Origin of the sequence: Vannielia sp., from assembly GCF_029212645.1 — a bacterium.
Taxonomy (GTDB): domain Bacteria; phylum Pseudomonadota; class Alphaproteobacteria; order Rhodobacterales; family Rhodobacteraceae; genus Vannielia.
In genome coordinates, this window is sequence record NZ_JARGND010000034.1 from 15,536 (window position 1) to 36,524 (window position 20,989).

At 62.7% G+C, this 20,989-nt stretch carries 18 protein-coding genes; 7 read left to right on the plus strand and 11 right to left on the minus strand.

The features are described from left to right. Positions 1–61: 61 nt before the first annotated feature. Complete coding sequence (gene polA, locus P1U55_RS11440) at positions 62–2,893, plus strand: DNA polymerase I (protein WP_301047707.1); 2,832 nt, start codon at positions 62–64, stop codon at positions 2,891–2,893. Positions 2,894–2,948: 55 nt separating this feature from the next. Continuing rightward, complete coding sequence (locus tag P1U55_RS11445) at positions 2,949–3,539, plus strand: pseudouridine synthase (RefSeq protein ID WP_301047708.1); 591 nt, start codon at positions 2,949–2,951, stop codon at positions 3,537–3,539. On the opposite strand, the gene P1U55_RS11450 is transcribed toward P1U55_RS11445, so the two are convergent. Both P1U55_RS11450 and P1U55_RS11455 read right to left on the minus strand, forming a co-directional pair. After that, positions 3,529–4,230, minus strand: a complete 702-nt coding sequence (locus tag P1U55_RS11450; protein ID WP_301047709.1) for a YafY family protein — start codon at positions 4,228–4,230, stop codon at positions 3,529–3,531. The genes P1U55_RS11445 and P1U55_RS11450 overlap by 11 nt on opposite strands. A gap of 3 nt (positions 4,231–4,233) precedes the next feature. After that, positions 4,234–4,608 (minus strand): VOC family protein, encoded by a 375-nt coding sequence (locus P1U55_RS11455; RefSeq protein ID WP_301047710.1) that lies wholly within the window; start codon positions 4,606–4,608, stop codon positions 4,234–4,236. Positions 4,609–4,725: 117 nt separating this feature from the next. Here P1U55_RS11455 and P1U55_RS11460 point away from each other — a divergent pair, with 117 nt between their 5' ends. Then, the gene (locus tag P1U55_RS11460; protein ID WP_301047711.1) at positions 4,726–6,012 is read left to right on the plus strand and encodes an acetylornithine deacetylase/succinyl-diaminopimelate desuccinylase family protein; all 1,287 of its coding nucleotides are present in this window, start codon (positions 4,726–4,728) and stop codon (positions 6,010–6,012) included. Positions 6,013–6,169: 157 nt separating this feature from the next. Continuing rightward, a complete protein-coding gene (locus tag P1U55_RS11465) occupies positions 6,170–7,639 on the plus strand; it encodes an ABC transporter substrate-binding protein (RefSeq protein ID WP_301047712.1) in 1,470 nt (489 codons plus the stop codon). A gap of 65 nt (positions 7,640–7,704) precedes the next feature. Here the strand turns inward: P1U55_RS11465 and P1U55_RS11470 are convergent, their stop codons facing one another. Further along, positions 7,705–8,970, minus strand: a complete 1,266-nt coding sequence (locus P1U55_RS11470; RefSeq protein WP_301047713.1) for a SulP family inorganic anion transporter — start codon at positions 8,968–8,970, stop codon at positions 7,705–7,707. 121 nt (positions 8,971–9,091) lie between these two features. Continuing rightward, a complete protein-coding gene (locus P1U55_RS11475) occupies positions 9,092–9,691 on the minus strand; it encodes a 2-hydroxychromene-2-carboxylate isomerase (protein ID WP_301047715.1) in 600 nt (199 codons plus the stop codon). 120 nt (positions 9,692–9,811) lie between these two features. On the opposite strand from P1U55_RS11475, the gene P1U55_RS11480 reads away from it, so the two are divergent. After that, entirely contained in the window at positions 9,812–10,834 is a 1,023-nt protein-coding gene (locus P1U55_RS11480; protein WP_301047716.1) for a ribose-phosphate pyrophosphokinase, read from the plus strand. A 128-nt stretch (positions 10,835–10,962) separates the two neighbouring features. Here the strand turns inward: P1U55_RS11480 and P1U55_RS11485 are convergent, their stop codons facing one another. From P1U55_RS11485 to P1U55_RS11510, 6 genes are all read right to left on the minus strand, one after another. After that, positions 10,963–11,313: an H-type lectin domain-containing protein gene (locus P1U55_RS11485; protein WP_301047717.1), complete on the minus strand. Its 351-nt coding sequence runs from the start codon at positions 11,311–11,313 to the stop codon at positions 10,963–10,965. 127 nt (positions 11,314–11,440) lie between these two features. Beyond that, positions 11,441–11,860 carry a F0F1 ATP synthase subunit epsilon gene (locus P1U55_RS11490; RefSeq protein WP_301047718.1) on the minus strand — a complete coding sequence of 140 codons (420 nt, stop codon included), beginning with the start codon at positions 11,858–11,860 and terminating at the stop codon, positions 11,441–11,443. A 61-nt stretch (positions 11,861–11,921) separates the two neighbouring features. Further along, positions 11,922–13,346, minus strand: coding sequence for a F0F1 ATP synthase subunit beta (gene atpD, locus P1U55_RS11495; protein WP_301047719.1), 1,425 nt, complete (start codon positions 13,344–13,346; stop codon positions 11,922–11,924). A gap of 19 nt (positions 13,347–13,365) precedes the next feature. After that, a complete protein-coding gene (locus tag P1U55_RS11500; RefSeq protein WP_301047720.1) occupies positions 13,366–14,247 on the minus strand; it encodes a F0F1 ATP synthase subunit gamma in 882 nt (293 codons plus the stop codon). Positions 14,248–14,268: 21 nt separating this feature from the next. Continuing rightward, the gene (gene atpA, locus P1U55_RS11505) at positions 14,269–15,807 is read right to left on the minus strand and encodes a F0F1 ATP synthase subunit alpha (RefSeq protein ID WP_301047721.1); all 1,539 of its coding nucleotides are present in this window, start codon (positions 15,805–15,807) and stop codon (positions 14,269–14,271) included. Continuing rightward, positions 15,807–16,373, minus strand: a complete 567-nt coding sequence (locus tag P1U55_RS11510) for a F0F1 ATP synthase subunit delta (protein ID WP_301047722.1) — start codon at positions 16,371–16,373, stop codon at positions 15,807–15,809. The genes atpA and P1U55_RS11510 overlap by 1 nt, the downstream gene beginning before the upstream one ends. A gap of 892 nt (positions 16,374–17,265) precedes the next feature. On the opposite strand from P1U55_RS11510, the gene ptsP reads away from it, so the two are divergent. Beyond that, entirely contained in the window at positions 17,266–19,521 is a 2,256-nt protein-coding gene (gene ptsP / locus P1U55_RS11515) for a phosphoenolpyruvate--protein phosphotransferase (RefSeq protein ID WP_301047723.1), read from the plus strand. 26 nt (positions 19,522–19,547) lie between these two features. On the opposite strand, the gene P1U55_RS11520 is transcribed toward ptsP, so the two are convergent. Continuing rightward, entirely contained in the window at positions 19,548–20,018 is a 471-nt protein-coding gene (locus P1U55_RS11520; protein WP_301047728.1) for a GNAT family N-acetyltransferase, read from the minus strand. 84 nt (positions 20,019–20,102) lie between these two features. Here P1U55_RS11520 and P1U55_RS11525 point away from each other — a divergent pair, with 84 nt between their 5' ends. Further along, entirely contained in the window at positions 20,103–20,687 is a 585-nt protein-coding gene (locus tag P1U55_RS11525) for a flavin reductase family protein (protein ID WP_301047724.1), read from the plus strand. Positions 20,688–20,989: the final 302 nt, after the last annotated feature.

Genomic DNA, 20,989 nt, shown 5'->3' on the forward strand with positions numbered 1-20,989 from the left:
CGCTGGCCCTCGCTCCCGCCCCATGGCATGAAAGCCCCGGACCATTATGGGGAGCGCGACCATGGCATTCGGCAAGGGCTGTCACCTGCATCTGATCGACGGATCGGCCTTCATCTTTCGCGCCTACCACGCGCTACCGCCGCTCACCCGCAAGTCTGACGGGCTGCCAATCGGCGCCGTCGCGGGCTTTTGCAACATGCTGCACAAGTATGTCGAGGGGAACACCGGCCCCGATGCGCCGACCCATGCCGCGGTGATTTTTGATTACTCCGGCAAGAGCTTTCGCAACGAGATCTACGATAAATACAAGGCCAATCGCCCCCCCGCGCCTGAAGACCTTGTGCCGCAATTCCCGCTCACCCGCGACGCCACCCGCGCCTTCAATGTCGCCTGCGAAGAGGTTGAGGGCTACGAGGCCGATGACATCATCGCAACCCTCGCCCACCAGGCGCGCGAGGCTGGCGGGCGCGTGACGATCATCTCTTCCGACAAAGACCTCATGCAGCTCGTCGGCGGCGGCGTCGAGATGCTGGATGCGATGAAAAACAAGCGTGTCGGCGTGGAAGAAGTTGAGGAAAAGTTCGGCGTTGGCCCCGATCGCGTGGTCGATGTGCAGGCGTTGGCCGGTGACTCGGTAGATAACGTGCCGGGCGCGCCGGGCATCGGCATCAAAACTGCCGCGCTGCTGATCAACGAATACGGCGATCTTGATACCCTGCTGGAGCGCGCAAGCGAGATCAAACAGCCCAAGCGCCGCGAGAGCCTGATCAACAACGCCGAGCTTATCCGCCTCTCCCGCCGTCTCGTGCAGCTTGATGGGCAAACCCCGCTCGATTTCACCCTCGATGATCTTGAGGTCCGCGAGCCCGAACCAGAGGCCCTGCTGGGCTTCCTTGCAGAAATGGAGTTCCGCACCCTCTCCAAACGCATCGCCGATCAGCTCGGCGTTGAGCCCCCGGTGATCGACGATACCCCCACCACAACCGGCGGTTCCGATGCCCCCGCCGCCTCTGACGTGCCCGAGCCAACCGCCGCCGAAATCCCCTTTGATCACAGCAAGTATGAGCATGTCGCCACCCTTGAGGCGCTGGATGATTGGCTCATGCGCATCGCCGCCACAGGTTACGTTGCGGTGGATACCGAAACCACCAGCCTTGATGAGATGAAGGCCGATCTGGTTGGCATTTCGCTCTCTGTCACCCCCGGTGAGGCCTGCTATATCCCGCTCGCGCATGTCACCTCCGGCGGCGGTGATGATCTCTTTGCCGAGAGCAGCACCCGCGCCGAGGGCCAGCTTACGCTTGACGAGGCGCTTGAAGCTCTGAAGCCCATGCTCGAAGATCCCGCGATCCTCAAGATTGGGCAAAATATCAAGTATGACGCCAAGATTTTCGCCCGCAACGGCGTGGATGTTGCGCCCTTTGATGACACCATGTTGCTCAGTTATGCGCTGCACGCCGGGCTGCACGGCCACGGAATGGATGCGCTCTCCGAGCGTTACCTTGGCCACAACCCGATCCCGATCAAGGAGCTGATCGGCACCGGTAAATCAGCCGTCACCTTTGATAAGGTGCCTTTGGAGGAGGCGGTGAAATACGCCGCCGAAGACGCCGATATCACTCTACGCCTTTCGCAGGTGTTCAAGCCCCGCCTGCACCGCGCCCAGGTCACCACCGTTTATGAAACCCTTGAGCGCCCGCTGGTCCCGGTGCTCGCCCGCATGGAAATGGCGGGCGTGCAGGTGGACCGTGACGTGCTGTCGCGCATGTCCAACGCTTTCGCGCAAAAGATGGCCGGGCTTGAGGCCGAAATTCACGAGCTTGCGGGCCAACCTTTCAACGTTGGCTCCCCCGCCCAGCTTGGTGAAATCCTCTTCGGCAAGATGGAGCTTCCCGGCGGCAAAAAGGGCAAAACTGGCAAGTTTTCCACCCCCGCCGATGTGCTGGAAGACCTCGCCACCGAGCATGATCTGCCCGCGCGGGTGCTCGACTGGCGCCAGCTTTCCAAGCTGAAAAGCACCTATACCGATGCCCTGCAGGATCACATCAACGCTGAAACGGGGCGGGTTCACACCAGCTACATGATCGCCGGGGCCAACACCGGCCGCCTCGCCTCGACCGATCCCAATTTGCAAAATATCCCGGTGCGCTCTGAAGAGGGCCGCCGCATCCGCGAGGCTTTCATCGCGCCACCGGGCAAGAAGCTGGTCAGCCTCGATTACTCCCAGATCGAGCTGCGCATCCTCGCCCATATCGCCGATATCGACGCGCTCAAACAGGCCTTCCGCGAGGGGCAGGACATCCACGCGATGACCGCCTCCGAGATGTTCGATGTGCCCCTTGATGAGATGACACCGGACATCCGCCGCCAGGCCAAGGCGATCAACTTTGGCGTGATCTACGGCATCTCGGGCTTTGGCCTTGCGCGCAATCTGCGCATCCCCCGCGCCGAGGCGCAGGCCTTCATTGACCGCTACTTCGAGCGCTTCCCCGGCATCCGCACCTACATGGACAAAACCATCGGCTTCGCCAAAGAGCACAACTATGTGCAAACCCTGTTTGGCCGCAAAATTCACACGCCCGAGATCAACGCCAAAGGCCCCGGCGCAGGGTTTGCCAAACGCGCCGCGATCAACGCGCCTATTCAGGGCACCGCCGCCGATGTGATCCGCCGCGCCATGATCCGCATGGACGACGCCATCGCTGGCCTGCCGGCCAGGATGCTGCTGCAAGTCCACGATGAACTGATCTTCGAGGTCGACGAAGCCGCCGTGGATGACACCATCGCCGTGGTGAAAAAGGTGATGGAAACCGCCGCCGCCCCCGCCGTGAAAATCGACGTGCCGCTGGAGGTTGACGCCGGGCAGGGCGACAATTGGGCCGAAGCGCATTGAGCCTCTCCGCGCAAACCCTTTGTAGGGTGGGTAAAACCCACCATCCGGGCGCCCCATGCTGATCGCTCTCAACAAACCTATGAACCTTTTGTCGCAATTCACCGATGAGGGGAAATGGCAGGGCCTGTCGCAGCTTGGCTTGCCCAAGGGCGTGTACCCCGCCGGGCGGCTGGATCGCGATTCTGAGGGGCTGCTGCTGCTCACCGATGATGGCAAACTTCAGGCGCGGATTTCTTCACCAAAGTTCAAGATGGCCAAAACCTACCTCGTGCTGGTTGAGGGCGCGCCCTCGCCCGAGGCGCTGGAGGCGCTCAAGATGGGGGTTGAGCTGAAGGACGGCATCACCAAGCGGGCCGAGGTGGCGCTGATCCCCGAGCCAGAAGGCCTTTGGCCGCGTGATCCGCCCGTGCGCATCCGCAAATCAATCCCCGATGCCTGGATCAGGCTCACCATCCGCGAGGGGCGCAATCGCCAGGTTCGCCGGATGACAGCCGCCGTTGGCCACCCGACCCTGCGCCTGATCCGCGCTCAAATCGGCCCCTGGGCGCTGGATGGCCTCGCCCCCGGCGCATGGCGCGAGATCGAAGCCGAGGCCCCAACCCCGCAACAGCCCCGCCGTCGCGGCACCCTCAAGCTCAAGCGGTAGCGCAGTCGTCGCGGTGGTGTCCCTGCCGGTAAAAATCCTGCAACGTCTTGCCCGGCTCCATCCTGAACCGCGCGCCGCTCTCCATTTCCCGGATACGGTCCACCCGGAACATCCTGAAATCATCGCGCAACTCGCACCAGGCGATCAGCGTCCATGTGCGACCCCAGAAAATCAGGCTGAGGGGGCGAATGATGCGCGCGGTTTCGGCCCCACTCTCATCGCCATAGCCCATCGCCAACCGGTCACGTGCATCCACCGCCCGCTCAATCCCGTCCAGCCGCCGCCGCGTGGCCTCATCCATTGCGAGCGGCATGGTCGACGCGTGTATTTGCAGACCCTCGGCCTTTTCGCGCTCGGGCTCGGGCAGCACCGCGCCGATCTTGACCAGCGCCTCCTCGGCGGCCTCCGCCATTTCCAGCCCGCCCCAGGCCCGGATCAGCCGTGCCCCCGCCACCAGCGCCACAATCTCGGCACGGGTGAACATCAAGGGCGGCAAATCAAACCCGGCTCGCATCAGGTAGCCCACGCCGGCCTCCCCCTCGATCGGCACGCCCGAGCCGACCAGATCGGCAATATCGCGGTAGATCGTGCGCTCGCTCACCTCCAGCTTTTCAGCCAGCATACGCGCCGTCACCAGCCGCCCCCCTCGGAGCAGCTGGACGATCTGGAACAGGCGGTCGGCACGGCGCATCGCTCAATCTCCGGCGGCTTGGAACAACCCGATCGAGTTTCCATCAGGGTCCACCGTATAGGCAAACCGCCCGAATGGCATAGGCACGATCCCCGGCAACACCTCGCCACCCGCCGCCTTGACCCGCTCCAGCGCCTCTTCCAGCACGCTCACGGCCAGGTGGACTGTGGGGCCATGGCCACCGCTCGCCGGTGCGCCGGGGTAGATATGCCCCGAGATGCCCGGCTCGCTGTAGGGGAACACGCCCATCGGGTCTGGCCCCTCACGGTTCACCTGAAGTTCGCAGCCCAGCACCCTGCCATAATAGGCGAGGCCCTTGTCAAAATCGCTCACCGGAATTTCGCACCACACCAGGGCATCCTTGCGTTGATCCGCCATCTTTTGCTCTCCTTTGCAGCTGTTGATGACCCCTTATGGCACCCCCCTCCTGACAGCATCCTGTCAGGAGGGGGTCCGCCTCTGGACAGTGCCGCGCTGAGGCGTAGGGTTGGCGCCATGGATACCCTTGATACCAAACTCTCCGCCGAAGTTGCCGCCCGCGAGGCGGACCTTGTTGCCCTCTGCGCCGATCTCGTGCGCATCCCCACCCTCAATCCACCGGGCCAGCACTACCGCGAAATCTGCACCTATCTGGCCGAGCGGCTGGGCGCGACGGGCTGGAAGGTTGATATGGTGCGCGCCGAGGGGGCCCCGGCAGATACGGTGGAATACCCGCGCTGGAACGTGATCGCGCGGCGTGAGGGCAGCCGCCCCGGCGAGTGCGTCCACTTCAACTCGCACCATGATGTGGTGGAGGTTGGCCGCGGCTGGACAGTTGATCCCTTTGGCGGTGAAGTGATTGATGGCAAGCTCTACGGGCGCGGTGCCTGCGATATGAAAGGCGGGCTGGCCGCTTCGGTGATCGCCGCCGAGGCCTTTCTCGCCGTCTGCCCGGATTTTGCAGGCGCGGTCGAGATCAGCGCCACAGCGGATGAGGAATCAGGCGGCTACGGTGGGGTAGCCTATCTGGCCGAGCGTGGCTGGTTCGCCCCCGAACGGGTGCAGCACGTCATCATCCCCGAGCCGCTCAACAAAGATCGCATCTGCCTTGGCCATCGCGGCGTCTGGTGGGCCGAGATCGAAACCCATGGCCGCATCGCCCATGGCTCCATGCCCTTTCTGGGGGACAGCGCCGTGCGCCATATGGGCGCCGTTCTGGCCGAGATGGAGGAAACGCTCTTCCCGCTGCTCGCCACCAAACACACCGAAATGCCGGTGGTGCCGGAAGGGGCCAAGCAAAGCACCCTCAACATCAACTCGATCCACGGCGGCGAGGCCGATCACCCCGCCGATTACACCGGGCTGCCCGCGCCCTGCGTCCCCGACAGCTGCCGCATCGTGATCGACCGCCGCTTCCTGATCGAGGAGGACTTGGCCGAGGTGAAGCGCGAAGTCACCGCGCTGCTGGAAAAGGTCAAAGCCGTGCGCCCAAAGTTCACCTACGACATCCGCGATCTGTTCGAGGTGCAGCCCTCCATGGCCCCCGATGATGCGCCCATCGTGCGCACCACCGCCAGCGCCATCGAAAAGGTGCTCGCACGCCAGCCAGATTATGTCGTCTCCCCCGGCACTTATGACCAAAAGCACATCGACCGGATCGGCAAGTTGAAGAACTGCATCGCCTACGGCCCCGGCATCCTTGACCTTGCCCACCAGCCCGATGAATGGGTCGGCGTGCAGGATATGGTCGATAGCGCCAAGGTCATGGCCCTCGTGTTGCGTGACCTTCTCGTGCCGCAATAAGCCCCATTTACTTGCTCTAAATATCCAATCCCGCCACCACCACCCGCGTGCCGCTGGGCTGGGTGGCGCTGCCCCGCCAACCGGTGTGACCAGTGTTTGCTTCCCATTCCGCGCCGCGGCAATTATATTTCAAACCGGGAACAGGATGGAGGCCCACATGTTGAAGTCGCTCAAACTATCTGCCGCTTTTCTGGCGCTGCTCGCAGGGCAGGCCATGGCCAAAGACACGCTTGCACTCGGCATGGTCCTTGAGCCGCCAAACCTTGATCCCACAGCCGGGGCCGCCGCCGCGATTGATGAGGTGGTCTATGCCAATATCTTCGAGGGCCTCACCCGCTTTTCGCCCGATGGGGCCGTGCTGCCCGCGCTGGCCAGCAGCTGGGAGGTGAGCGAAGATGGCAAGACCTACACCTTCACCCTGCACAGCGGCGTCAAGTTCCACGATGGCACCGATTTTGATGCATCCGACGTTGAATTCTCGCTCAACCGCGCCCGCGCCGAAGACAGCACCAATGCGCAAAAGGCCCTCTTTGCGGGGATCGAAAGCGTTGAGGCGGTCGATCCGGCCACCGTCAAAATCACCCTGTCCGCCCCTGATGGCGCGCTGCCGTTCAAGCTCGCCTGGGGCGATGCGGTGATGGTGGGCGAAGAATCCGCCGCCGATCTGGCCACCAAGCCGGTCGGCACCGGGCCATTCACCTTTACCGAATGGGTGCAGGGCGATCACGTCACCCTTACCCGCAACGAGGGCTATTGGGGCGAGGCTCCGGCGCTCGCCAGCGCCACCTTCAAGTTCATCTCCGATCCCAACGCCGCCTTTGCGGCGATGATGGCCGGCGACGTGGATGCCTTCCCCAACTTCCCCGCCCCCGAAACGCTGGCCCAGTTCGAGAGCAACCCGCAGTTCTCGGTCATCGTCGGTTCCACCGAGGGTGAAACCATCCTTGCGATGAACAACGCCGAGCCGCCGCTTGATAACGTGAAGGTCCGCAAGGCGATTGCCCACGCGATCAACCGCGCCGATATCATTGATGGCGCGATGTTTGGCTACGGCACCCCCATCGGCACCCACTTTGCTCCGCATAACCCCGATTACGTTGATCTCACCGGCCAATCCGCCTTTGATCCCGAAGCCAGCCAGATGCTGCTGAAAGAGGCCGGGGTGAGTGATCTCAAACTGCGCCTCGCCCTGCCGCCGCCCTCCTATGCGCGGCGCGGCGGCGAGATCATCGCCGCCCAGTTGCGCGCGGTGGGGATCGAAGCCGAGATCACCAATATGGAATGGGCGCAATGGCTGGAGCAGGTCTTCAACGGAAGGGATTTTGACCTGACCATCATCAGCCATACCGAACCGATGGACATCGGCATTTATGCCCGCCCGGATTACTACTTCCAGTATGACGATGCGGACTTTCAGGCGATGATCACCAAGCTTGAAACCACCGCCGATCCGGCTGCCCGCTCGGAAATCCTGAAAGCCGCGCAGCAAAAGATCGCTGATGATTACGTCAACGGCTACCTCTTCCAGCTTGCCAAAAGCGGCGTCGCCAACGCCAAGGTCAAAGGCCTGTGGGCAAACTCCCCAACCCAGGCCAATGACCTGACCGGCGTAAGCTGGGAAGACTGATCCCCAAACACTGATCCCCAAACCAACACGGGGCGCGAGGCACTCCCTTGCTCCCCGCCACAGGCTCAGCGCTCGGGCGGCGTCCAGTCTTTTTCCATCCCGGCATCATGGCGGCGCAACCGCAGCGCAAGGCCAATCGCCACACCCACACCAATCGCAATGGTAAGGTCGGCAAACACCGTCAGCACCAGCGTCAGCACCAGCAACACCCGGTCAGAGACCCGCGTTTTCATGTAGCTGCGCCACTTGTGCGGCTCGCTCATGTTCCAGGCGGTCAAAATCAGCAGCCCGGCGAGCGCAGGCATCGCCATATAGCCCGCCAGCGGCGCCGCCAGCAGCATCACCAGCAGGATTGTCAGCGCGTGCACAATCCCGGCCACCGGCGTTTTTCCGCCCGCGCGCACGTTGGTTGCGGTGCGGGCAATCGCCCCGGTTGCAGGCAACCCGCCAAACAGCGCCGAGCCGATATTGGCAAACCCCTGCGCCAGCACCTCGGCATTGGGCCGGTGCTGGCCGCCAATCATCCGGTCCGCGACCATGGCCGACAGGAGCGATTCAATGCTGGCGAGGAAGGCGATGATAAAGGCCGAGGGCAAAAGCTCAACAATGCGCTCAAGGCTGATCTCCGGCAGCGCCGGGAGGGGCAGGGCACTTGGCAGCGCCCCGAAGCGCGAAAAGATCGTATCCACATCCAGCCCGGCCAGCGCCACCAGTGCCGAGGTCGCCCCCACCGCCACAATCAGCCCCGGCATCCGGGGGGCCAGCCGCCGCAACAGCACGATCATCACCATCGTGGCCAGGCCAATGCCCAGCACGGTTATGCTCATCGTGGCCCTCGCGCCCCACAGCGCCTCAACCTTCGCGGCAAATTCGGCAGGTTCTTCGGCGATGTTGAGGCCAAACAGGTCTTTCAACTGGCTGGTGGCAATGATCACCCCGATCCCGATGGTAAAGCCGTTGATCACCGCTTCAGGCACAAAGGCCACAAGGTTGCCCGCCTTCAGCAACCCGGCGATCAGCATGATCCCCCCGGCCATCAAGGTCGCCAGAACAAGGCCATCATAGCCATGCTCGGCGATCACCCCGAAAACCACCACGATGAAGGCACCGGTTGGCCCGCCAATCTGCACCCGGCTGCCGCCAAGCGCCGAAATCAGGAAGCCCGCCACGATCGCCGTCACCAGCCCCTTCTCGGGCCCGGCCCCGGAGGCGATGGCAATCGCAAGGCTGAGCGGCAATGCCACCATTGCCACGGTCATGCCGGCTAGCAGATCGGCGGTGAACTGTGCGCGATCATAGGTTTTGAGGGTCGTCAGGATTTTGGGTTTCATGAGAACGATAATGCCTCTCAGTCAACGGTATGCGTTCCTGATAGACCTGTCGTTCACAAATTAACAGGAGGTGCGACAAGTCGTCCTGCCGCACCCCGGATATTTGTGGCCTGCCTTGGGCTTAGCGGGCCTTCGCCAGATGCGCCTCAAGGTCATCCAGCCGGTCATGACCCCAAAACAGCGCCCCATCATCCACCACGTAGAAGGGCGAGCCGAAAGCGCCCCGTTCGACCGCCTCATCAAGGTTCTTGCCATAGGTTTCGGCCCCCGCCAGCAGGCCACGGTCGGCTATGCCGGGATCAAACCCCGCCTCGGTCAGGCAGGCCTGGATCACATCATCCTGCGCAATGTCCTTCTCCTCGGCCCAGCAGGCCCGCAACAAGCCCTGCGCCAGCTTGCCCACATCGCCCCCGCCCTCGGCCTGCGCGGCAATCAGCGCGTAGCTGGAGGGCGCGGCATTGGTCGGGAAGTGCGCAGGCTGGAAGTTGATCGCCATGCCGGTTTTCTCGGCGGCGCGTTTCAGCTCCTGCATCCTGTAGTTCTTGCGGCTGTCATGCCGCTCGCCCGGCGGCGTGCCCCCGGTGCGCGCAAACAGCGCCATGATGTCGACCGGCTTATAGGCCACACTCGCGCCCATTTTCGCGGCGATCTCCTCCAGCCGCGCCCCCGCAAGATAGGTAAAAGGGGAGATCGTGGAAAAAAAGTAGTCGATATGCGGCATTTGGGCCTCCTCGCGAGCGCATTCCTGTGACGCGCTTTCTGGCCCTGAGCCTAGCCCGGTGCTATGGGGTGTCAACGTCACGAATCTGTCACGCCTGCCGCATCATCGAGGGACCGCGCCATGCCCAATCCGACCGAGCCGAAACTGATTTCCGGCAATGCCAATCTGCCATTGGCCGAAGCCATCTGCCGCCGCATGTCGATGCACCGCGGCATGACCGTGGGGCTGGTGGATGCCCGCGTCGAGCGGTTCAACGACCAGGAAATCTTTGTCGAGGTTTACGAAAACGTGCGCGGCGAGGATATGTTCATCATCCAGCCCACCTCGAACCCCGCGAATGACAACCTGATGGAACTGCTCATCATGTCAGACGCGCTCCAGCGTTCCTCGGCGGCGCGCACCACGGCGGTGATCCCCTACTTCGGCTATGCCCGCCAGGACCGCCGCACCAAGGCCCGCACCCCGATCACCGCCAAGCTGGTCGCCAATATGATCGCCGAGGCCGGGATCGAGCGGGTGCTCACGATGGATCTGCACGCTGCGCAGATCCAGGGCTTCTTCGATATTCCGGTGGATAACCTCTACGCCTCGCCGATTTTCGCGCTCGATATCCAGCACCACATGCGTGACAAACTGGCGGATGTGATGGTGGTCTCGCCCGATGTCGGCGGCGTGGCCCGTGCCCGCGAGTTGGCCCAGCGTATCGGTGCCCCGCTCGCCATCGTTGATAAACGCCGCGAGAAGCCCGGAGAGATCGCCGAGATGACGGTGATCGGCAATGTGAAAGGCAAGGTCTGCATCATCGTGGATGACATCTGCGATACCGCCGGCACCCTCTGCAAAGCCGCCGAAATCCTTATCGAACATGGGGCGACCGAGGTGCACAGCTATATCTCCCACGGCGTGCTCTCTGGCCCCGCCGTTGAACGGATCACCAATTCGGTGATGAAAAGCCTCGTGATCACCGATTCGATCCACGCTACCGATGCGGTGCGCGGCTGCCCCAACATTCGCATCGTGCCCACCGCGCCAATGTTTGCTCAGGCGATCCTCAACATCTGGTCCGGCACCAGTGTCAGCTCGCTGTTTGATCACAAAACGCTGACCCCCATCTACGAAGGCCTCTACGGCACGCTGGTTTAGAGCATGTTGCTCAAAAGTGGGAACCGGTTTTGAGCTTCTCGACCATGCGAAATCAATAAGTTAGAGCGTGTCGCGTGAATTCGAATGAACGCGACACGCTCTAGGGCAGGGGGGCGGCGCGCCGCCTCCTAATATAGCTCCCAGTCGTCCTCATGGCCAAGCTCGCCCATGGCAAACCAGTTGGCCCGCACACGGGCCACGCGGGTGTCTCCCCATGTGCGGAACGCCAGATCAAAGCCCTCTTCGGTGATGTTCTCGGCGGCAATATCGGCCCGCTGGTTGGTCTTTTGATCCATGTCGAACATCGCCAGGCTCACCATCACGGTGGGCGGGCTGCGGAAGGACTCTGAAAAGCTCACAGCACGGCGGCGCAGACGCGGGCCTGTGCCCGTCCACATATCGCCGCCGTCCTCGAAATCCGAGAACATCACGACAGATCCTTCGTCCAGCCCGACGAGGTGATTGCGTAGCCGTTTCATTCAGTTCATCAAAACCCCTCTTCCCAACCCGGTGATACAACCGGATTTAGGCAAAAAAAGGAACCAAAACGTGAAAAACCCCGCCCAAATTGGACGGGGTTTCCTATTCTGGTCACCTTGGTGCGGTTTACGCGGCGGGCTTGACCGAAAAGCCAAGCTCTGCGCCAAGCGCGGCGATGTCAGCGGCGGTTTTGGCCAGCACATCAAGCTGCTCGGCGGTGGCGGTTTCGCGCATCGCCGCGGCATCTGCCATGAACTGCTCCAGCACCTCGGCCGTCATCTCATCGGCGGGCACGGCATGTTCGGCCAGAACCGAGGTTGCCTCGGGGTTGATCTCGGCAAATCCGCCCAGCACCGCATACTTGCTCTCTTTGCCATCCTCGGCCTTCACGACCAGAAGGCCGGGGCGCAGGGTGGTGATGAGCGGGGTGTGCTGCGGCATCGCCGTCAGGTCACCCTCGGCACCGGGGATCTGCACTTCACGCACGCTCAGCGAGGCCAGACGGCGCTCGGGAGAGACCAGATCGAACTGCATGGTATCGGCCATGAAAGGCTCCTGTCAGTTGAAGGCGCCCCCCGCGCCCGGCGGGGCAGGGGGCGGCGCTAGATCAAGCAGCGTCGGCTGCCATCTTCTCTGCTTTGGCCAACACCTCGTCGATGCCGCCAACCATATAGAAGGCGCCCTCGGGCAGGTGATCGTATTCGCCAGCAACCACATCCTTGAAGGATTTGATGGTGTCTTCCAGCGGCACCTGAACCCCGTCCGAGCCGGTAAACACCTTGGCCACGTCGAACGGCTGGCTGAGGAAACGCTGGATCTTCCGGGCGCGCGCCACGGTCAGCTTGTCCTCTTCCGAGAGCTCGTCCATGCCCAGAATGGCGATGATGTCCTGAAGCGACTTGTAGCGCTGGAGGATACCCTGCACATCGCGGGCCACCTGGTAGTGCTCTTCGCCCAGCACAGCCGGGTCCATCAGGCGCGAGGAGCTGTCGAGCGGGTCCACGGCGGGGTAGATGCCCAGCTCGGAGATCGCGCGGTTCAGCACCGTCGTTGCATCAAGGTGGGCAAAAGTGGTGGCCGGTGCGGGGTCGGTAAGGTCATCCGCAGGCACATACACAGCCTGGATCGAAGTGATCGAGCCTTGCTTGGTCGAGGTGATCCGCTCCTGCATCGCGCCCATGTCGGTCGCGAGGGTAGGCTGGTAGCCCACAGCCGAGGGGATGCGGCCCAGAAGCGCCGAAACCTCAGAACCCGCTTGCGTAAAGCGGAAGATGTTATCCACGAAGAACAGCACGTCGGTGCCCGACTGGTCGCGGAACTGCTCGGCCAGCGTCAGGCCGGTCAGCGCAACACGGGCACGCGCACCCGGAGGCTCGTTCATCTGGCCGTAAACCAGAGCCACCTGGCTCTCTTCAAGGTTGTCGGGCTTGATGACGTTGGATTCGATCATCTCGTGGTAAAGGTCGTTGCCCTCACGCGTCCGCTCGCCAACACCGGCAAACACCGAGTATCCCGAGTGCACCTTTGCGATGTTGTTGATCAGCTCCATGATCAAAACCGTCTTGCCCACACCGGCACCGCCGAAGAGGCCGATCTTGCCGCCTTTTGCGTAAGGGGCCAGCAGGTCGATCACCTTGATGCCGGTCACAAGCACTTCACTCTCGGTCGACTGCTCGTCGAACTCGGGGGCGGGCTGGTGGATGGCGCGGGTCTCGGTGGCTTCAACCGGGCCCTTTTCGTCAACCGGCTCGCCGATCACGTTCAGGATGCGGCCCAGGGTTGCGTTGCCTACGGGCACCTGAATTGCGTCGCCGGTGTCTTCCACCGCCTGGCCGCGCACCAGACCTTCGGTGGCGTCCATTGCAATGCAGCGCACCGTGTTCTCGCCGAGGTGCTGCGACACTTCGAGAACCAGCTTCTTGCCATTGTTCTCGGTGTTCAGTGCGTTCAAAATTGCCGGCAGCTGGTCTTCGAACTGCACGTCAACCACAGCGCCGATGACCTGAGTCACTTTGCCTTTTGCGTTTGCCATTATTGCTATCTCCGGTTCGTCAGAGCGCCTCAGCGCCCGAAATAATTTCGATCAGCTCGTTGGTGATGACAGCCTGACGCGAGCGGTTGTACTGGATCGTCAGCTTGTCGATCATGTCGCCAGCGTTGCGCGTCGCGTTGTCCATGGCGCTCATCCGAGCCCCTTGTTCCGACGCGCCGTTTTCGAGCAGTGCGGTAAAGATCTGGGTGGCCACGGCGCGCGGCAGCAGGTCCGCAAGGATCTGCTCTTCCTCTGGCTCGTAGTCATAGATCGTGCCGATCTCTTCAGCCGCGTCCTCGCTTGCCTCAAAGGCGGCGGGGATGATCTGCTGCGCAACAGGCTCCTGGCTGATCACGCTGTGGAAGATCGAGTAAAAGACCTTGGCCACGTCAAATTCGCCGGTATCAAAGCGGGCGATAACGTCCCGCATGATGTCCTGCGCATTGGTGTAGCCAAGGTTCTTCACCTCGCTCAGATCCACGTGACCCACGAAATTCTTCGAGAAGTCGCGCTTCAGTTGCTCCCGGCCCTTCTTGCCGACAGTGAGGATTTTCACCTCTTTGCCAGCCGCCGTAAGCTCGGCGATGTGAAGGCGCGCAAGCTTTACGATCGAGCTGTTGAAGCCGCCGCAAAGGCCGCGCTCTGCGGTCATGATAACCAGCAGGTGCACCTTGTCGTCACCGGTGCCCGCCATCAGCTTGGGCGCCGTGTCAGAGCCACTGTCAGCAGCGGCCAGCCCGGCCATCACGGCGTTCATCCGTTCGGCATAGGGGCGGCCCGCTTCGGCAGCCTCCTGGGCGCGGCGAAGTTTCGCCGCCGCGACCATCTGCATGGCTTTCGTGATCTTGCGAGTGTTTTTGACACTCTCGATCCGTGTTTTCAGGTCCTTAAGGCTCGGCATGAGCTATCCTCCGGGCCCGGTTCAGGCGAAATCTTTGGCGAAGTCGTCCAGAGCCGCCTTGATCTTGTCCTCAAGCTCACCTTTGACCTTGCGGTCGTTCTCGGTGATGTCCTTGAGAAGATCCTCACACTTGCCACGCAGGTGTGCCAGCAGGCCATCCTCGAAGCGGCCCACGTCGGAGACGGGCACTTTATCGAGGTAACCATGCGTACCGGCGTAGATCACGCAAACGATCTCGGCGTTGGTGAGGGGCGAATACTGTGGCTGTTTCATCAGCTCGGTCAGGCGCGCACCCCGGTTCAGCAGCTGCTGGGTCGAGGCGTCAAGGTCGGAGCCAAACTGCGCAAAGGCGGCCATCTCGCGGTACTGGGCGAGCGACAGCTTCACCGGGCCAGCCACCGAAGACATCGCCTTCGTCTGGGCCGAGGAGCCAACCCGCGACACCGAAAGGCCGGTGTTCACAGCAGGGCGGATGCCTTGGTAGAAAAGCTCGGTCTCAAGGAAGATCTGGCCGTCGGTGATCGAGATCACGTTGGTCGGAATAAACGCCGAAACGTCGCCGCCCTGGGTTTCGATGATCGGCAGCGCCGTCAGCGAGCCGGAACCGTTGTCTTCGTTCAGCTTGGCCGACCGCTCCAGCAGGCGCGAGTGCAGATAGAACACGTCACCGGGGTAGGCTTCACGGCCCGGCGGGCGACGCAGCAAGAGCGACATCTGGCGGTAGCTCACGGCCTGCTTGGACAGGTCATCATAAACAATCAGCGCGTGGCGGCCGTTGTCGCGGTAGAACTCGGCAATCGAGGTCGCGGTGTAGGGCGCAAGATACTGCATCGGCGCGGGGTCGGATGCGGTCGCGGCCACAACGGTGGTGTAGGCGCTGGCCCCGGTCTCGTCGAGCTTCTTCACCAGCTGAGCCACGGTCGAGCGCTTCTGACCAACGGCAACATAGATGCAGTAAAGCTTCTTGCTCTCGTCGTCGCCGGCAGCGTCGTTATAGGATTTCTGGTTGAGGATCGCGTCAAGCGCCACGGCGGTCTTGCCGGTCTGACGGTCGCCAATGATCAGCTCGCGCTGGCCACGGCCAATCGGGATCATCGCGTCAACCGATTTGAGGCCGGTTGCCATTGGCTCGTGCACCGATTTGCGCGGGATGATGCCGGGGGCCTTCACGTCGGCCACGCGGCGCTCGGTTGCCTCGATCGGGCCTTTGCCGTCAACCGGCGCACCCAGCGCGTCAACCACGCGGCCAAGCATGGCGTCGCCCACCGGCACGTCCACGATCGCCTTGGTGCGCTTGACGGTGTCACCTTCCTTGATGTCCCGGTCGGTGCCGAAGATCACAACACCAACGTTGTCGCTTTCAAGGTTCAGCGCCATGCCGCGGATGCCACCGGGGAATTCCACCATTTCACCGGCCTGGATGTTGTCCAGGCCATGCACGCGGGCAATACCGTCACCAACGGAAAGCACACGGCCAACCTCGGCCACTTCGGCCTCCTGGCCAAAATTCTTGATCTGGTCTTTCAGGATCGCAGAGATTTCTGCTGCTTGGAGCGCCATTAGCCGACCTCTTTCATTGCGTTCTGGAGCGACGACAGTTTCGAACGGATCGAACTGTCGATCATCTGGGAGCCGAGTTTCACGACGAGGCCACCGATCAGGCTTTCATCGACATTCATCTCGAGTTTTACGTCCTTGCCGACCTTCTTGGCGAGGGTCTCAGCAAGGGTGTTCTGCTGGGCTTGGGTGAGCGCCTTGGCGGAAGACACCTCGGCCGTCACTTCGCCCTTCTCATCGGCAATCTTCGCCTTGAGCTGGGCAATAAGCTGCGGAAGGGTGAAGAGGCGCCGGTTCTGCGCCATGAGCGCGAGGGTGTTCGCCACCAACGCGCTCAGCTTCATTTTCTTGGCGATGGCGACCACCGCGCTTTCCTGATCCGCGCGGGAGTAAACGGGATTCTGGATCAGATCGCGGAATTCGTCGCTGCCTTTGAGCGTTTCGCCCAAGGCCTCAGCGTCCGTCTCAAGGGACGCGAGTTTGCCTTCATCCTTGGCCAGATCAAAAAGCGCTGATGCGTAGCGCGTGGCAATGCTTGCGGATATTGAAGCCGTCTCGGACACGTCCACCCCTCGTTGTCATTGGCCCGCCTGAGAACAGGTATCCGGGCATAAGTGGGATAGCGCCTTTGCAGGCGTTCCCCAATTTCGAGGCGGGTATAACAGCGGTCCCTTAGGGTCGCAACAGATTTAGCGGTAACGCTGCGGCTTGGATTGCACATTGTTTACAGTGGCTTACCTTAATGGCGGCACATTAGCTGCAAAAAGCCTACAGCAAACAGGCAGAATCCCCCACCTCGTTGAATCCCACGGTATACCGTTTCCGGCTCCCGGTTTCCCTTGTGACTTCAATCGCTTGCCGGTTTAGAATCGCAGGTACCCGTAAAGAGCAGGCGCCTTACGGCGGTTTACCCAGGCAGGTGCCGCTGCTGTTCCGGCTTGAGCAAAATAATCCTTCGCCAACGCCCGTTTGGCCAAAAGCCGCTTCATCCGGGCCAATCACGCCCCAGATTCTACCGCGCAGCCACAGGGCAGGGCAGGGCAAAGCGCCGCCTTTCCCCCTTTAGTCAAACTGGCTCGACCGCTGACATCGCCGATGAGCTAAACCCTGCTGTTCAATCCGCTCGCCGCCTTGTTTTTGATGGCGCTGTTAAATGTGTGTTCAATGCCCGTCACCGCGCCGCAAGCGCCATGCCTTTCCAGAGCCATAAAAAACAGGGCCAGAACCTTCCCGAGTGCTCAGGCCAGGCCCGGCGTTCCCGAAACTGCCGCCGCCGTGGGCGTGATCGCCCTTCCGCCCCCTCCTGTCGCGCGAAAAGCCCAGCCGCCTGATTTGCGGGCAAGATGCGGAAAACTCGGCTGATTCCCACAGACTCTGTCAAAAGCCATTTCGCAACCGGAACGCGATAGTCTATATCCGGTCATCGGGGCGGTTTGGTCGCTCCGTGTTCAATGGGGCAGAATGACCGACAGTCAACAACCGGGTAGCCGGAAGCTGCTGAAGCGCCTGCGTGCGACTCTCGCCGAACCGGGGGAGGGGCAGGAGCGGCTTGACCGGATCACCTCCCTTATTGCCGGTGAGCTTGGGGCCGATGTGTGCTCGATTTACCTCTTTCGGGATTCCGACACGCTGGAGCTTTGCGCCACCGAGGGCCTCAAGCAGGAGGCCGTTCATCAAACCCGGATGCGGCTGGGCGAGGGTCTTGTGGGCCGGGTGGCGCTGCGCACCTCGCCGATCAACACCGCTGATGCGCCGTCCGAGCGCGGCTTTCGCTACATGGCCGAGACCGGCGAAGAGCGGTATTCGGCGTTTCTTGGGGTGCCGATCCAGCGGCTCGGGGAGCGTTTGGGTGTGCTGGTGATGCAGGGCCGGGAGGCGAAGGCCTATTCCGATGATGAGGTCTATGGCCTCGAAGTGGTGGCGATGGTGCTGGCCGAAATGGCCGAGCTGGGGGTGTTTCAGTCTTCCGCCGATCCCGCCGCGCACCGCCACAAGCAGCCGGTCATGTTTCGCGGCACATCCGGGCAGGACGGGGCCGCCGAGGGCCGCGTTTACCTGCATGAGCCGCGCGTGCTTGTGACCAACCCCATTGCCGATGATTCCGAGGTCGAGCGCCTGCGCCTGCGCGAGGCCGTCGACAAGCTGCGCTACTCCGTCGATGAAATGCTCTCCTCCGCGCCGCTGGGGGATGGCGAGCAGCGCAACGTGCTCGAGGCCTACCGGATGTTCGCCAATTCCAAGGGCTGGCTCAAGCGCATGGAACAAGACATCGAGCGCGGCCTGTCTGCCGAGGCCGCTGTCGAGAAGGAGCAGTCCTCCGCCCGCGCCCGCATGGAGCAGGTGCCGGATGCCTATCTGCGCGAGCGCCTTCAGGATCTTGATGATATCTCCAACCGTTTGCTGCGCCTGCTCACCGGGCAGGGCCAGGACGATGGCTCCGAAATGCCAGAGCACCCGGTGCTGGTGGCGCGCAACATCGGCCCCGGCGAGCTTTTGGCCTATGGCCGCAAACTGCGTGCGATTGTGCTGGAGGATGGCTCGGTGGGTAGCCACGCCGCCATCGTCGCCCGTGCGCTTGCGATCCCGCTGGTGATCCACGCGCGCCGCATCACCACCGAGGCGCTGAACGGCGACAAGGTTCTGGTGGATGGCGATCACGGCATTGTCCACCTGCGCCCCGAAGACAGCGTGGCCCACGCCTTTGAAGACAAGATCGCGATGCGCGCCAAGGCGGTCGAGCGCTACAGCTCCATCCGCGATCTGCCGGCCACGGATAAATCCGGCACCACCATCGCGCTGCACATGAACGCGGGGTTGATGGCCGATCTGCCCTCCCTGCCGTCTTCCGGGGCCGAGGGCGTTGGCCTGTTCCGCACCGAGCTTCAGTTCCTGGTGCGCAATTCCGTGCCCCGCCGCGGCGAGCTTGCCGCGCTTTATTCCCGCGTGCTCGACGCCGCGCAAGGCAAGCGCGTCGTCTTCCGCACGCTTGATATCGGCTCTGACAAGGTGCTCCCCTACATGAAGCCCCAGGACGAGCCCAACCCGGCGATGGGCTGGCGCGCGATCCGGGTCGGCCTCGACAAGCCCGGCGTCATGCGGATGCAGCTTCAGGCCCTGATCCGCGCTTCCAGCGGCCGCCCGCTTTCGGTGATGTTCCCCTTCGTGGCGCAGCTTTCGGAGTTCACCGAAGCCCGCGACCGCCTGATGCGCGAGATTGACCGCGAAGACCGCCTCGGCCGCCCCCTGCCCGAAAGCGTTGAGGTGGGCGCCATGCTCGAAACCCCGTCGCTCGCCTACGCGCCCGAAATCTTCTTCGAGCAGGCCGATTTCATCTCGATCGGCGGCAATGACCTCAAGCAGTTCTTCTTCGCGGCGGACCGTGAAAACGAGCGCGTGCGCAACCGCTATGATTGCCTCAACGTGTCGTTCCTGTCGTTCCTTGAGTGGATCAACATGCGCTGCGTCAACACCGGCACGCCGGTTTCGTTCTGTGGGGAAGACGCTGGCCGCCCGCTGGAGGCCGTTTGCTTTGCCGCCATCGGGCTGCGGTCGCTGTCGATGCGCCCTGCCTCCATTGGCGCGGTCAAATCCCTGCTGCGCCGGATTGATCTTTCAGAGCTGCGCCACGTGATCGAAAAGGCCCGCCATGATGGTCACCAATCGGTGCGCCCCGTGGTCGAAAGCTGGCTGCTCGATAACACCGACCCTGAAAGCTGAAAGACCCGGCCAGCAAAAGCAACGTCTTACCCCACGTTCCAGCGCTCCACCGCGCCTTTGACGCCCGCCCAATCGCCGCGCCCCAGCACCCGCTGCGGGTTGGTGGGCGGCGGCATCATGACCCCGTCCAACCGGGCAAACCCGAAGCGTTCGTAGTAGGGCGCATCCCCCACCAAAAGCACCCGCGCCCAGCCCGCCGCCTCGGCCCGCTCAAGGCTCTCGGTCATCATCAACGCGCCCAGCCCTTCGCCCTGGCGGGTGGGGTGCACGGCAATCGGGCCAAGCAGCAGCGCCTCCGCCGCGCCCACCCGCACCGGCCAGTAGCGGATCGCCCCGCCAATGATCCCGCTGGCATCGCGCGCCACAAGGCACAGCCCCTTCACCGGGGCCACCCCCTCGCGCAGCCGGTAGGAGGACAACGCCTCGCGGCCCGGCGCAAAGCAGGTGTCATAGAGGGCTTCAACCTCCCAGCGGTCGCCCGCCTGCTCCTCTACCAGCCTCTCCACTCTGCCTTCATCCCCTTTTCACTGGCAGCGCCCTAGCATGCGCTCTACCTTTGGGGCAAATAACTTGGAGGCTCAATGTTCTACCTGCCTGAAGACGGCCACGGCCTGCCCCACAACCCATTCAACGCCATCGTTTCCCCCCGGCCCATCGGCTGGATCTCCTCACGTGGCGGCGAAGGGCATGACAACCTCGCACCCTATTCCTTTTTCAACGCGGTGGCCTACGTGCCGCCGCAGGTGATGTTTTGCTCAACCGGCGTGAAAGACAGCTTGATGAATATCCGCGAAACCGGGGTGTTTTGCGTGAATATCGTCGAGACTGCCGCGCAGGATATGATGAACGCCACCTCCAAATCGCATCTGCCCACCGTTGATGAGTTCGAGGCCGCCGGGATTGAAAAGGCCGAGTGTGAAAGCATCGTATGCCCCCGCGTCGCCAAAGCGCCCGCCAATCTGGAGTGCCGCGTGGTGAAGCTGATCCAGCTTGAGGGGGAAGATAATCACATGGTCATCGGAGAGGTGACGGGCGTGCATATCCGCGACGATTGCATCAAGGACGGGCGCTTCGATGTAACCGCCTTCCAGCCGCTCTCCCGCCTTGGCTACCGCGATTACTCCGTGGTGCGCGAGGTTTTCGAGCTGACCCGCCCGGATGACTAACGCAGGCTCCCTGCCGCTGCAATAACGCCCCCCGCGCCACCCCACCACCCTGACCGGACTCAAGCCGCAGGCGCCGGTCAAGCGCCTGCGCGCCCAGCGGGCTGGCGCGCCTCAACCACCGGCGCCTCGAACAGCCCGAAGATGCCCCTGCCACCCTAAAGTGCGGCCGAACCCCCGGCAGAGCGCCCCCCCATGGCCAACCGCTCACCCGCCTCGCGCTGGCCCAATCTCACCCAATCTCATCGCACCAACCTCCCCCCACAACCCTGACCGGAATCAAGCCGCAGGCGCCGGTCAAGCGC